Raw genomic sequence first — 13677 nt, 5'->3', positions numbered from 1 at the left:
AATTCGAGCAAAAAGTTCACTAGTTGGTCGAGCGCGGAGGCCGGATGTCGTCGGCGTGCACGCCATCCGGCCCTACCGCCTAGTTCGCCAGATCGTCGACGGTCGCGGCTTCGTTCCTGGACAGGTTGATGCCCAGGTTCGCGGCCGCGCGCTCCAGATCCTCATCATCGCCGTCGCGCATCTCGATCGCCGCGCCGTCCGAAGACAGCACCTCGACGTTGAGGCACAGCGACTGGAGCTCCTTCAGGAGCACCTTGAACGACTCCGGAATGCCCGGCTCCGGAATGTTCTCGCCCTTGACGATCGCCTCGTACACCTTCACGCGACCGACCACGTCGTCGGACTTGATGGTGAGCAGTTCCTGCAGTGTGTAGGCGGCGCCGTAGGCCTGCATTGCCCAGCACTCCATCTCACCGAAGCGCTGACCACCGAACTGCGCCTTACCACCGAGCGGCTGCTGGGTGATCATCGAGTACGGACCGGTCGAACGGGCGTGGATCTTGTCGTCGACCAAGTGGTGCAGCTTCAGGATGTACATGTAGCCGACGGCCACCGGGTACGGGAAGGGCTCACCGGAACGCCCGTCGAACAGCGTCGCCTTGCCGTTGTCGTCGACCATGCGCTCACCGTCGCGGTTCGGCAGGGTCGAGGCGAGCAGACCGGTCAGCTCCTCTTCACGAGCGCCGTCGAACACCGGGGTGGCGATGTTGGACTCGGCCGGGGCCGCCAGCATCTCCTCCGGCAGTGCCTTGGCCCAGTCCGGACGGGAACCACCGTCCGCACCGGCGCCGACATCCCAACCCGCCTTGCCGATCCACCCGAGGTGGGTCTCCAAGATCTGGCCGATGTTCATACGACGCGGCACACCGTGGGTGTTCAGGATGATGTCCACCGGGGTGCCATCGGGCATGAACGGCATGTCCTCGGTCGGGAGGATCTTGCCGATGACACCCTTGTTGCCGTGGCGGCCGGCCAGCTTGTCGCCGTCCTGGATCTTGCGCTTCTGCGCCACGTACACCCGGACCAGCTCGTTGACGCCCGGAGGCAGATCGTCGTCGTCCTCGCGCGAGAACACGCGGATGCCGATGACCTTGCCGGACTCACCGTGCGGCACCTTCAGCGAGGTATCGCGCACTTCGCGCGCCTTCTCACCGAAGATCGCGCGCAGCAGCCGCTCCTCCGGGGTCAGCTCGGTCTCACCCTTCGGGGTGACCTTGCCGACCAGGATGTCGCCGTCGCGAACCTCGGCGCCGATGCGCACGATGCCGCGCTCGTCCAGGTCCGCGAGGACCTCGTCGGAGACGTTCGGGATGTCCCGGGTGATCTCCTCGGCGCCGAGCTTGGTGTCGCGGGCGTCGATTTCGTGCTCTTCGATGTGGATCGAGGTGAGCACGTCCTCTTCCACGAGGCGCTGCGACAGGATGATCGCGTCCTCGTAGTTGTGGCCCTCCCACGGCATGATCGCCACAAGCAGGTTCTTGCCGAGCGCCATTTCACCGTTCTCGGTGCAGGGACCATCGGCGAGTACCTGACCGGACTCGACGCGCTGACCCTCGTCCACGATCGGCCGCTGGTTCGCACAGGTGCCCTGGTTCGAGCGCGCGAACTTGCGCATCCGGTAGCTCTTGCGGGTGCCGTCGTCGGCCATCACGGTGACGTAATCGGCCGAAACCTCTTCCACCACACCGGACTTCTCGTTCACCACGACGTCACCGGCGTCGACCGCGGCACGCAGCTCCATACCGGTACCCACGATCGGGGATTCGGAACGGATCAGCGGCACGGCCTGGCGCTGCATGTTCGCACCCATGAGGGCACGGTTGGCGTCGTCGTGCTCGAGGAACGGAATCATCGCGGTCGCGACCGAAACCATCTGGCGCGGCGAAACATCCATGTAGTCGACCTCGGAGGCGGGAACGAGTTCGTTCTCGTCGTTGCCCCGGCGGCAGAGCACGCGCTCCTCGAGGAAGCGGCCGTCGACGTCGACCGGCGAGTTGGCCTGCGCACGGACGTGGCGGTCCTCTTCGTCGGCGGTGAGGTACTTGACCTCATCGGTGACCTTGCCGTCGACCACCTTGCGGTACGGCGTCTCGATGAAGCCGAACGGGTTGACCCGCGCGTACACCGAAAGCGAACCGATCAGGCCGATGTTCGGGCCTTCCGGGGTCTCGATCGGGCACATGCGGCCGTAGTGCGAGGTGTGCACGTCGCGGACTTCCAGACCGGCGCGCTCACGGGACAGACCACCCGGGCCGAGCGCCGAGAGGCGACGCTTGTGGGTCAGACCCGACAGCGGGTTGTTCTGGTCCATGAACTGCGACAGCTGCGAGGTTCCGAAGAACTCCTTGATCGCGGCCACGACGGGACGGATGTTGATCAGGGTCTGCGGCGTGATGGCCTCGACGTCCTGGGTGGTCATCCGCTCGCGGACCACACGCTCCATGCGGGAAAGGCCGACCCGGATCTGGTTCTGGATCAGCTCGCCGACGGTGCGCAGGCGACGGTTGCCGAAGTGGTCGATGTCGTCGACCTCGACCGGTACCTCTTCGCCGCCGGGCGCGGTCATCACACGATCACCGGAGTGCAGACGCACCAGGTACTCGATCGTGCTGACGATGTCTTCCTTGGTGAGCACCGATGCGGTGATCGGTTCGCCGAGGTGGATGCCCAGCTTCTTGTTGATCTTGTAGCGACCGACGCGCGCCAGGTCGTAACGCTTCTCCTTGAAGAACAGGTTCTCCAGCAGGGTCTGCGCGGACTCCTTGGTCGGCGGCTCGCCCGGACGCAGCTTGCGGTAGATGTCCAGCAGCGCCTCGTCCTGACCGGCGGTGTTGTCCTTCTCCAGGGTCGACATCATGATCTCGGAGAAGCCGAAGCGCTCGACGATCTCCTCGGTGGTCCAACCCAGTGCCTTCAGCAGCACGGTGACCGGCTGACGACGCTTGCGGTCGATGCGCACACCGACGGTGTCGCGCTTGTCGACATCGAACTCCAGCCAAGCGCCACGCGACGGAATGACCCGCACACTGTGCAGATCCTTCTCGGTGCCCTTGTCGACGCTGTGATCGAAGTACACACCCGGCGAACGCACCAGCTGCGAAACGACGACGCGCTCGGTGCCGTTGATGATGAACGTGCCCTTATCGGTCATCATCGGGAAATCACCCATGAAGACCGTCTGGCTCTTGATCTCACCGGTGTTGTTGTTGATGAACTCGGCGGTCACGAACAACGGCGCCGCGTAGGTCATGTCCTTGTCTTTGCACTCGTCGATGGAGGCCTTGACCTCCTCGAAACGAGGATCCGAGAAGGAAAGGGACATCGAGCCGGAGAAGTCCTCGATCGGCGAGAGCTCCTCGAGCACCTCCTCCAGACCGCCCGTTAGTCCGCCGTCGCCGCGAGCCGCGGCTTTCTCACGCCACGAGGGCGAGCCGATCAACCATGCAAATGAGTCGGTCTGTAGATCGAGAAGTCCGGGCACCTCCAAGGGTTCACGGATCTTCGCGAAAGACACCCGCAACGGGGCTCCGGGGATTCCGGCAACTGCCTTGGTCTGGGTGGAGACTGCCAAGATGCGTCCTTCCAGCACCTCACGCGCGTCGCGTGGTGGTCCGCGACCGTCGCTTGTCTGCTACGAATTCCGCTGGATACAACCCGAACGAAACCCGAACAGGCACCAACGGAAGTAACACCGGAAGGTGGAACTTACGTGTGCAAATCGAGGTATGGACAGGAGGCAGCCAGCGCAACGTCCAACCGTACACCCATACGCAAGGTGGTGTCAAAGTACCACCCGAACAAGCCTCCGCGTGGCGGCGCGCCGTGACCGTTATGGCCGCATTCCGGGTCCGAATCGCTGGCTGCGTCGGGAGCCACGGGGCGCGAGAAGCCACTGTGACAGCTGCCGCTGTTGTGAATAGCGTGACGTGTCCGGCGAAACTCGTCAAGTGGCGGGCCCGACCCGGTGATCAGCCAGATCACCTGCCCCGCTGGGCTTATGCCGCCGAAATCACTGGTCGACGATGGCCGCGGCCAGCCACTTGCCGTCCACCTTCTGCATTTTCAGCACGATCGGGCCGGAGGCGCTCTGCTGGGCTACGCCGTTCTTGTTCGCGCTGACCACGAAGTTCACCAGCAGCTCGGCCCTGTCCTGGGTGAGCAAGGTCACCCCGATCGGGTCAGCGAGGGCATCGGCGCTGGTCTGCGCCTGTTTCAGGGCGGCGAGATTGGTATCGGCGTACTTGTCGAAATCGGCGAGCATCTGCCCGGTGACGACACCGTGCACCGCATCCTTGTAACCGTCGAGCTTGTTCACGTCATAGGCGTAGATCGTCTTCAACGCGTGTGAGGCAGCCGCGGTCACCTCTTCGGTGGCCTTGCTGTCCACATAGGCCTCGTTGGAATCGTCGATGCCGGGACGGAACGCCGCGACCGCGGCGAAGGCACCCAGCAGCACAGCGACGAGAAGAAGGGCCGCGACCACGCCCCACCCGGCGCCCGGACGCAGCCGCTGCGACCACGGCCGCGACGGCCCGGCCGGCTGCGGAACCGGACGGACCGGTTCCGCGCTACCGGCGACCTTCGTCCGGCGCTTCGGGGTCGCTTCGTCGGCCGCGCGGTTGCTGCGGCGCGCGGTGACCGAGCCGGTGTTCGCCGCCGTGCGGCCGACAGTGGGACGGTTGCGGGGAGTGACCCGATTGACTGGTCGACGAGATGCCATGACGGGTTCTCCTACGATCCGGGCTTGGGCGTCGCGCCCGCGGACGGCGTTGCACCGGGCTGTGCGGCAGTCGGCTGATTCAGGGGGATCGGCTGACTCAACGGACTCGCCTTCTCGGCCTTCCAGACCTCACCCTGCTTGACCAGATCAAGCGCCCAGGTCTGACGGTAGGAGTACGGCGCGACATCCGGGACGGTCCTGGTGGTCTGCAGCACGATGAGCGCGGAGGCGTGGTCGCGCTCGGAGTTCAGCGCGGTCAGCGAGGAGCCGATGACCTTGGACTCCAGCCTGGTCTTCGCCTGCGTGGCCTGCTCGCGGAACTGCTCCTGGGTCTTGGTGGCATCGTCGAGCAACGATCCGGTCATCGACGACTGGATCAGCTTGATCGAACCGTCGACATCATTGGGATCCAGCGACATCAGGTTGATCGCGGCCTGCCTGGCATCGGCGAGCGCGGTATCGCGCGCCTCGACGCGCGGACCGTCGGTGAAGAAGGCCGCGCGCACCCAGCCGGTGCCGAACCAGACCGCGGCGATCAACGCGACGACCAGCGCGGCGGCCGCGACCATGGTGACGGTGAGTCGTCCGCGGGGTGCATCAGCGGACGCGACCTCCGGGCGCACAGGATCCGATGCCGTCGCGTCATGCGCTGCGGCATCGGCTTCCGTGGAATCGGAGCCGGGCACCGCCGGCGTTTCCTTGGACATGTCGATGCTCACGACCGTACCTCGCCAAAGCTCGGCACGGTCGTGCCCATCATGGGCGCAGTGTTCTCGGTTCGTTCGCTTCGCTCACTCACGGCCAGACACCCTAACTATTGTTACTGCGGCGTAGCCGCGTAGGTCCTGTTCACCGCTTGGGCGTGACCCCCAACAGGGTGGCCATCTGTACGGCGATCGGGTTCAGATTCAGCTTCTCGGGATCGGTCTTGGGGTTGGCATCCCAGGGCTGCACAATGCTCGGATCCGCCAGATCGGCGCGCATTCCGCCGCGCACCGCGGTCGGATTACCGAACGGCACAGTGCATTTCGCGTCCTTGTTGAACGGGAACTCGTCGCGGGTGTCGTCGAAGTCCGGATTCTCCCGCTTCATCTGGTCGAGGATCGCCTTGGTGCCCTCGTAGCCCTGGGTGCACGCGGGCGGGTTGTTCGCCTCGAGCACCAGGCCGAAGTGACTGGTGCCGTCGCCGGGCGCGGTTGACGACGCGCCGATGGACAGCTGCGGCAGCATCTGCAGCAGCGGGCGCAGCGCGTAGAACTTCGGCGAGATGGACACCAGCAGCTGACGCAGGTTGGTCAGATCCTCGGTGAGGGCGCCGCCGCTCTCGTTCAGCAGTGCGGTGATCTGCTGGCCGGCATCGGTGCCGGTGCCGATGAGCCGCCGGATATCCGGATCGCTGGAGCGCAGCTGGGCGGTGAGTTCGTCGAGGCCCTGGCTGAACTGCCGGATGTAGCCCGACTGTTCGGCCTGGGTGCCCAGTGCGATCCGGCCGTCGCGGATCAGCTGGATCGTCTGCGGCAGGGTGTCGTTGAACGTGGCGGTGAACTTGTTCAGCGAATCGATGAAGACCTTGAGGTCGTCGCCCTTGCCGTCGAATGCCTTGCCGAGTTCGGTGACGGTGGTGTTCAGCGCGGTGAGATCGACCGAGCGGGTGAAGGTGTCCACGCTCTGGACCAGCTGCTCGACCGAAATCGGGGTCGTCGCCGAGGTGATGACCGAACCGTCGCGCAGATACGGTCCGCGGTCGGCATCGGGCTGCAGATCGACGTACTGCTCACCGATGGCCGAACGGTTGGCGATCACCGCCTTGGCCGACTCCGGAATCTTCGGCGCATTCGAATCGAGTACCAGGTCGATCGCCACACCCGAATCGGTGAGTTCGAGATTGCCGACCCGGCCGACCGGGACGCCGCGGTAGGTCACCTCGGCGCCCTTGTAGATGCCGCCGGTCTGCTTGGCGTCGACCTTCACGTTGTACTCGCCGATGCCGAGCATGTGATCGAGCCGGACGTATTTTGCGCCGACGAAGACGACGCCGAGCACCGCGATCACGGCGAACGCGACCAGCTGGTAACGCACCAGACGGCTCATCGCTGACCACCTCCGATCTGGTCGAGAATCGCCCCGAGCGGATCGGCAGGCAGCTGCGGCAGGCCAGCGGGGTAGCGCGGAATATTGGGCGGCAGTGGCAGCAGCGATACCGTCGGCCAACCCGGGCGCGGACCATTGCCGCCGTAGTACGGGTTGGTCGGATTCACTGGAACCTCGGGGCCGTAGGCCGGCGGGATGTACACCGGATCACCCTTGCCGACACCGAGATTGCTGAGCGTGACACCGATCTGCTGGTCCACCGAGAGCCAGGTGTTCACCTGACCGCCGAAAGTGCCCTCCAGCGTCGAGTCCGGGAACGGATAGGTCGGCACCAGCGGCAGCGCGGTAACCAGATCCGGTGCGGCCTTGCCGAGTTCCTGCAGTGTCGGGCGCAGCGAGGTCAGATCCTTGATCAGGTCGTCCTTCGAGTGGTTCAACACGTCGAATCCGGCCTGGCCCACCCGATCCAGCTGCTGCAGCAGCGAAATCAGTTGTGGCCGTTGCTCGTTCAGGATCTTGATGCCCTGCGGCAGTTCATCGATGATCTTGCTGATCTGATCGGTCTGGGTGCTCACCCGACCGCTCAGCGTGGCGAGTCCGTCGATGGCCCTTGTGATGTCGTCGACCTGCTCGTTCAGCCCGCCGATCAGGGTATTGGCCTGATCCAGCAGCGAGCGCACCCGCTCCTCGCGGCCGCCGAGCGTCTTGTTCAGCTCCGTGACGATGGGCTGCAGCTGCGCGACGCCGCCACCGTTGAGCAGCAACGAGAGCGCACCGAGCACCTGCTCGATCTCGGTCGCGTGCCTGGTGTGGTCGGCCGGGATGACCGAACCATTGGCGAGCTTCTTGCTGTCGGGTTCCTCGGCCGGCTTGGACAGCTCGATGAACTTCTCGCCGAGCAGATTCGACTGCCGCACCTCGGCCCGCGCATTGGCGGGCAGATCGACCGAGGAGTTCACCAGGGCGCGCACACTGGCGGTCCAGCCGTCCGGTGCCAGGGCGATCTTCTCGACGCGGCCGACCGCCACACCCTCGACCTTGATCGCGGACTGCGGCACCAGATCGAGCACATCGTCGAACCGGATATCGATGGTCATCGGATGGTCGCCGACATCGGCGCCGCCGGGCAGCGGCACCGCGTAGATACCCTCGGACGAGCACGAGGTCACCAGGACCGTGCTCATGCCGACCGCCAGCACCGCGCTGACCATCTCGAGCGACCTGCGAGCAGTCGCGACGCGGACCCTTTCGAGCGACCTGCGAGCAGTCGCAACGGCGAGAGTGCGTGCCGCGGAACGAATTCGCGTGTTCATCGCTGGCCACCTCCCTGCGACGGCGGAAGTTGATCGGACGGGGTGCCGGGAACCGTCCCGGGCACCGGATCGCGCTGCTGGTTGTCATTGCTGAGGATGCCGAAAGGCAGGATCAGCGTCGGCGTCTTCACACCGGCGGTGATCTGATCGGTGATCTCCTTGCAGTGATCCAGAATCGGGCGCATCTGCTTGCCGAGCGCCTCGAACTTCGGATCGCCCGGCATCAACTTGCTCAGATCCAGCATCTTGCACACCGCACCGAACGGATCCTGCAGATCGGTGAAGTTGGCGCGCATATCGAGGGTGCCGGATTCGGCATTGTGGATATTGATCAGGTTGCTCAGCGCCAGCGGCAACACCGGCAGTGCCGCGGCCAGATCGTCGCGCTGCTTGGCCAGCGTCGCAGTGAGCGTGGTCAGGCCCTGGGCATTCTGCTGGACCAGATCCCGGTTCTCATCGATGAATCTGGCGACATCGCCGAGTGCGACCGAAAGCAGGTTCAACGCCGCACCGAGATCCTGGCGTTCCCCCGCGAGGAAGGTCGACAGATCCGCGAGCTGGGCATTGAATTGCCGCACCTGCTGGTCGTTCTGGGCCAGCATGGTGACGAAGGTCTGCAGATTCTTGACGGTGTCGAAGATATCGCCGCGGGCATCGCCGAGGTACCGCGCCGCGCGCGAGAGCTGAGTGATGCTGTTGGCCAACGCCTCTCCGTTGCCCGCCAGATTCGCGGCCGAGGTGCGCACCAGTTGGTTCACCGCGCCCTGGGCGTTGGCGCCGTTGGGGCCCAACGCATCAGAGAGTTCGGTGATGCTCTTGTACAGCTGGTCGACCTCGACCGGGGTGACCGTGTTGCTGCGCGGAATGGTCGCGTTGCGCCCCATTTTCGGTCCGCCGGAGTAGGCCGGGGTCAGCTGGATGTAGCGGTCGGACACGATCGACGGCGTGATCTGCGCGGCCTTGGCATCGGCGGGCACGTCGAAGCTACGGTCGACGCTCATCACCACCTTGACCTGCTCGCCTTGCGGCTCGACGGAATCCACCTTGCCCACCGGCACACCGAGGATGCGCACATCCGAACCTTCGTAGATGCCGACCGAGCGGTCGAAGTAGGCGGTGATCTTGGTCGTGGTCATCCGGTCGAAAAGCCACCAGAGGACACCGGCCAGGACCAGCGCCGCGATCAGGCCGATCGCGATGGTCACCTTGGTGCCGCGACGCGAGGTCCGCATCGCGGTGAGCGGCTCCTTACGAGGCCAGTTCACCCCCATGTCAGTTACCTCCCATGGTGCGCACCGGCGGCCGATCACCCGGAATCTCCGGCAGACCGGGCGGGAGCAGGTTCACGATCACGGCGTCGAACCAGCGACCGGTACCGAGCACATTGGCGTAGAGGCCGTAGAACGGCGCCGCGAGTTCCAGCGTCTTGGAAATGTTCTGCTGGTTCTTGTTGAGCAGGTCGATGGCGGCCTCGAGGTTGGTCAATGCCGTACCCATCTGCTTCTCGTTATCGGCGACCAGCGCGCTCAGTTCGGCCGAGACCGTCTTGGCACCGGTGAGCAGCTGGGCGATCGACTGCTGACGAATGTTCAACTCGGCCAACAACTGTCCGCCGTTGGCCAGCAGGCGTTCGAACTGCTGATTGCGGTCGGCGAGCACACCGGTGGTCTGCCTGGTCGCTGCGAACAGCTTCTTGAGCTCCTCATCGCGCTTGCCCAAGGTTTCCGAGAGCCGGGCCACACCGTCGATGGAGTTGCGGATCTCCGGAGGTGTGGTCTCGAACGCCTCCGAGAGCACCCGCATGCTGGTGGCCAGCTGCGCGGTATCGATCTGGTCGATGTTCTTGGCCGCATCACTGAACGCGTCCACCACGTCGTACGGAGATACCGTGCGCGACAGCGGAATCACCTTGCTCGGATCGGCGGGCTCGGAGCCCTTCGGATCCAGCGCCAAGTACTTCTGGCCGAGCACGGTCTTGATCTGGATCGAGGCGGTGGTTTCGTTGCCGATCCACGCGTCCTGGGTGCGGAAGTCGACGAGCACCTTATTGCCGTCGAGCCGGACATTCGATACCGCACCGACCTTCACACCGGCGATGCGAACCTCATTGCCCTTCTTGAGGCCCGCGGCCTCGGAGAACTGCGCGGTGTATTTGGTGCCCGCGCCGATGATCGGCAACTTGTCCAGGAAGAACGCGGAGATCGTCACGAGCAGCACCATGGCCAGGCCGAGCACACCCAGGAACGCGGGGCTGCGCTTGCCGAGCAGGATCCGGTCGTCCATCAGTGACCACCCTTCCCCTGGCAGCGCGGCGCGGCATTGGTGTAGAGCGGCTGGTTGACCGTCGGCAGCCCGGCCGGGAGGTTGAGCTGCGGCGCATCAACCGCGCCCGGTCCGACCACGATGTCGATACCGCACAGATAGAACTGGAACCAGGAGCCGTAACTGCCTGCGCGGCCGAGCTTCTCCATCTTGATCGGCAGATTCGTCAGCGCCGTATTCACTTCGTCCTTGCGCTCGTCGAGGGTGCCGGTGAACTGGCTGAGCCCGGCGATCGAACCCTGCAGCGTCGGGCGGGTCGGCACCAGCAGATCCGCGGTGGCCGAGGCCAGATTGCCGAGCGAGGTGATCGAGCTGCCGATGGTGTCGCGTTCGGCGGCCAGTCCGCTGACCAGTGCCTCGGTATTGACGATCAGCTGATCGAACTGGCCCTCGCGCTCGTTGACCGCATTGAGTACGGCCGTCAGATTGCGCACCAGATCACCGATGACCGCGTCCTTGTCGGCGATCTTGTTCGTCAGGTTCGCGGTGGTCGCCACCAGATCGTGGATGGTGCCCTGCTCCCCCTGGAAGACCTGGATGATCTCGTAGGACAGCTTGTTCACGTCATCGGCGGTCAGCGTCTGGAACAGCGGACGGAAGCCGTTGAACAGTGTGGTCAGGTTCAGTGCGGGCCTGGTGTGCTCGAGCCCGATGGTCGCACCCTTGTTGAGTTTGCGGCCCTGCTCGCCCGTGCCCTGTTCGAGCGCGATATAGCGCTGGCCGACCAGGTTGCGGTACTTGATGGTCGCCGTCGTCGAGGCGGGCAGCCAATCGCGGTCGGTGAGTTCGAATCCGACCTCGGCCTGACGCTTGTCCACGATCTTGACGCTGGTGACCTTGCCGACCCGGACACCGGCGATGCGCACCTCGTCACCGGTATTGACCGAGGTGACATCGGAGAAGCGCGCCTTGAACGCGGTGCCGCCACCGGTGTAGTTGGCGATCGACAGCCCGAGGATCGTCGTCGCCAACAGCGTGACGACGACGAAGATGATGAGCTTGGTCAGCGGCCCGCCGAGGCCGCGCATCTGTTGCTTCATCGCACGCTCACCTCGCTGCCGCGGAATGCGGGTGCACCGATCCTGGTGACCCAGCCGGGCACCTGGTCGGGCGAAACACCGTTCGCCGCACCGTAGATCGTGCCGAGGGTCTGCTGTTCGGCCGGCGAACCGGCCGTGGTCGGCACATTCGCGGCCGGGTACATGCCGAACTGCGGCGCCGACAGCTTGCCGCTGTCCTGGTCACCCGGATTGCGGCTCGGCACCGCGTAGGAACCGTCGTTGTTCGGTCCGCCGGTGTACTGGCCGGGATCGGTGAAGACCGGGTATTCCGGCACGCACCAAGGTCCACGGGTGTCCAGCCAGCGCGGCTCGTCCTGGTTGGGCAGGTACTTGCCGCGGGTGTTGGTCAGCTCGATGCTGACTCGCGAGCCGGGCCGCTTGGTGCCCATACCCATCAGCTGGTCGATGCGCGGCTTCATCTTGGCGAAATTCGCCAGCGCGCAGGCGTAGTTCGGCGAGTAGGTTGCCAGCTGTTCCAGCGCGGGCCGCGAATCGGCGGCCACATCGATGATGTTGTCGCGATTGGCGATCAGGAAGTCCGCGGTGGTAGCAGCGGTCGGGTTCAGCGTGGCCAGCAGGGTGTCGATCTGCGAGCGGCGCTGCACGATGGTCGCGTTGGTCGTGCGCAGGTTGTCGAACGCGTCGACCAGCTGCGGCAGGGCGTCGGAATAGGTGGCGGCAACATCGGCGAAGCTCACCAGATCCTGCTTGAGATCCGGCATGACCCCGTTGACCTCACGGAAGATGTGATCCAACTTCTCCACCGACTCACCGAGCGCCAGACCCTGACCCGAAAGCGCTTGGGACAGTGCGCCGAGCGTCGAGGCGAGATCCTGCGGCGGAATCGCCTGCAGCAGCGGCAGCACATCGTCGAGCAGCTTGCTGATCTCGATGGCATTGCCGCTGGTGTCCTGATGCAGGGTCACGCCCTCGGTCAGGTGCTGCTTACTCGGCTCGTCCGGAATGACCAGATCCACATAGCGCTCGCCGAACAGCGTCTTCGGCAGCAGCCGGGCCGTCGCATTGACCGGAATCTGCTCGGCCTTACCGGGATTGATCGCGAGGTCGAGGGTCACCTTGCCGCCCTCGGACCGGCTGGACCTGACCTCGCCGACATTGACGCCGCGCACCTTCACATCGGCATTCCGGGTCAACGCATTTCCCACGCTGTCGGTGATCAGTTCGACCCGGACGGTATCGACGAACGCCTTGTTGTAGATCGCGACCGTCGTGACCAGGAATAGTGCGCAGACCACGAAGAATGCGATACCGAGCAGCCGGACGCGCAATTTCTCCGTCGCGCGCCACATCTGCACGCTATTACTCATGACGGCACCTCATTGCCGCTCCCATTTCGATGACGCGCTCGCTCATCCAGCAACCCGCACTGTCGTGGTGGTGCCCCAGATGGCGAGGCTCAGGAAGAAATCGAGCACATTCACGAGCACGATCGCCGCGCGCACCGCGCGACCCACCGCGACGCCGACACCGGCCGGTCCACCGGTGGCATTGAAGCCGTAATAGCAATGCACCATGATGATTACGAACGCGAAGACCAATACTTTGATGAATGAATACAAGACGTCTTCTGGTGGCAGGAACAGACTGAAATAGTGGTCATAGGAACCACTGGATTGTCCGTTGAACCAGATGCTGATCATTCGCGACGCCAGGAATGTGCCCAGCAGGCCCACGATGTAGAGCGGGATGACCGCGAGGAAGCCCGCGATCACCCGGGTGGTGACCAGGAACGGCACACCCGGCACCGCCATCACCTCGAGCGCATCGATCTCCTCGGAGATCCGCATCGCGCCGAGCTGGGCGGTAAAACCACAACCCACCGTTGCCGATAGCGCGAGCGCCGCGACCAGCGGCGCGATCTCACGCGTATTGATGTAGGCGGTGAGGAAGCCGGTCAGCACCGAGCTGCCGAGCGAATCCAAGGCCTTGAAGCCCTGCAGGCCGACGACGACGCCGACCGAGCCGGACATGAACACGATGACGCCGATGGTGCCGCCGATGACGGCCAGCGCACCACTGCCGAAGGTCACCTCGGCGAGCAGCCGCATGACCTCCTTGCGGTAGTGCACCGCGGTGCGCGGAATCCAGGCGATGGCCTTGGAATAGAACGACATCTGATCGCCGGCGCGATCGATGACATTCACTGGCA

At 64.7% G+C, this 13677-nt stretch carries 10 protein-coding genes; all 10 read right to left on the bottom strand.

Annotated features, from left to right (window positions below):
* Positions 1 to 79: 79 nt before the first annotated feature.
* Positions 80 to 3589 (bottom strand): DNA-directed RNA polymerase subunit beta, encoded by a 3510-nt coding sequence (locus ACIBW7_RS26180; protein WP_397050596.1) that lies wholly within the window; start codon positions 3587 to 3589, stop codon positions 80 to 82.
* A 420-nt stretch (positions 3590 to 4009) separates the two neighbouring features.
* On the bottom strand, positions 4010 to 4720 hold the full coding sequence (locus ACIBW7_RS26175) for a hypothetical protein (RefSeq protein ID WP_397050594.1): 711 nt from the start codon (positions 4718 to 4720) through the stop codon (positions 4010 to 4012).
* An 11-nt stretch (positions 4721 to 4731) separates the two neighbouring features.
* Positions 4732 to 5439: a hypothetical protein gene (locus ACIBW7_RS26170; protein WP_397050592.1), complete on the bottom strand. Its 708-nt coding sequence runs from the start codon at positions 5437 to 5439 to the stop codon at positions 4732 to 4734.
* Positions 5440 to 5569: 130 nt separating this feature from the next.
* Positions 5570 to 6811, bottom strand: a complete 1242-nt coding sequence (locus ACIBW7_RS26165; RefSeq protein WP_397050590.1) for an MCE family protein — start codon at positions 6809 to 6811, stop codon at positions 5570 to 5572.
* Complete coding sequence (locus tag ACIBW7_RS26160) at positions 6808 to 8022, bottom strand: MCE family protein (RefSeq protein WP_397050817.1); 1215 nt, start codon at positions 8020 to 8022, stop codon at positions 6808 to 6810. The genes ACIBW7_RS26165 and ACIBW7_RS26160 overlap by 4 nt, the downstream gene beginning before the upstream one ends.
* Before the next feature lie 98 nt (positions 8023 to 8120).
* Positions 8121 to 9356: an MCE family protein gene (locus ACIBW7_RS26155; RefSeq protein ID WP_397050815.1), complete on the bottom strand. Its 1236-nt coding sequence runs from the start codon at positions 9354 to 9356 to the stop codon at positions 8121 to 8123.
* A 40-nt stretch (positions 9357 to 9396) separates the two neighbouring features.
* Positions 9397 to 10407: an MCE family protein gene (locus ACIBW7_RS26150; protein ID WP_397050588.1), complete on the bottom strand. Its 1011-nt coding sequence runs from the start codon at positions 10405 to 10407 to the stop codon at positions 9397 to 9399.
* A complete protein-coding gene (locus tag ACIBW7_RS26145; RefSeq protein ID WP_397050813.1) occupies positions 10407 to 11474 on the bottom strand; it encodes an MCE family protein in 1068 nt (355 codons plus the stop codon). Before ACIBW7_RS26145 ends, ACIBW7_RS26150 begins: the two co-directional genes overlap by 1 nt.
* Before the next feature lie 8 nt (positions 11475 to 11482).
* Complete coding sequence (locus tag ACIBW7_RS26140; RefSeq protein ID WP_397050586.1) at positions 11483 to 12835, bottom strand: MCE family protein; 1353 nt, start codon at positions 12833 to 12835, stop codon at positions 11483 to 11485.
* Positions 12836 to 12877: 42 nt separating this feature from the next.
* Complete coding sequence (locus tag ACIBW7_RS26135; protein ID WP_397050811.1) at positions 12878 to 13642, bottom strand: ABC transporter permease; 765 nt, start codon at positions 13640 to 13642, stop codon at positions 12878 to 12880.
* Positions 13643 to 13677: the final 35 nt, after the last annotated feature.

This window comes from Nocardia sp. NPDC049526 (assembly GCF_044465765.1).
In the GTDB taxonomy this organism is placed as follows: domain Bacteria; phylum Actinomycetota; class Actinomycetes; order Mycobacteriales; family Mycobacteriaceae; genus Nocardia.
Note: the sequence above shows the minus strand (reverse complement) of the source record. Positions and strands in the feature narration are given on the sequence as shown.

What these genes read in the sequence shown, in the direction of transcription:
- ACIBW7_RS26140 (WP_397050586.1), bottom strand. Translation starts at nt 12,835, where the DNA reads ATGAGTAATAGCGTGCAGATGTGGCGCGCGACGGAGAAATTGCGCGTC.
- ACIBW7_RS26175 (WP_397050594.1), bottom strand. Translation starts at nt 4,720, where the DNA reads ATGGCATCTCGTCGACCAGTCAATCGGGTCACTCCCCGCAACCGTCCC.
- ACIBW7_RS26160 (WP_397050817.1), bottom strand. Translation starts at nt 8,022, where the DNA reads ATGGTCAGCGCGGTGCTGGCGGTCGGCATGAGCACGGTCCTGGTGACC.
- ACIBW7_RS26145 (WP_397050813.1), bottom strand. Translation starts at nt 11,474, where the DNA reads ATGCGCGGCCTCGGCGGGCCGCTGACCAAGCTCATCATCTTCGTCGTC.
- ACIBW7_RS26165 (WP_397050590.1), bottom strand. Translation starts at nt 6,811, where the DNA reads ATGAGCCGTCTGGTGCGTTACCAGCTGGTCGCGTTCGCCGTGATCGCG.
- ACIBW7_RS26135 (WP_397050811.1), bottom strand. Translation starts at nt 13,642, where the DNA reads ATGTCGTTCTATTCCAAGGCCATCGCCTGGATTCCGCGCACCGCGGTG.
- ACIBW7_RS26150 (WP_397050588.1), bottom strand. Translation starts at nt 10,407, where the DNA reads ATGGACGACCGGATCCTGCTCGGCAAGCGCAGCCCCGCGTTCCTGGGT.
- ACIBW7_RS26155 (WP_397050815.1), bottom strand. Translation starts at nt 9,356, where the DNA reads ATGCGGACCTCGCGTCGCGGCACCAAGGTGACCATCGCGATCGGCCTG.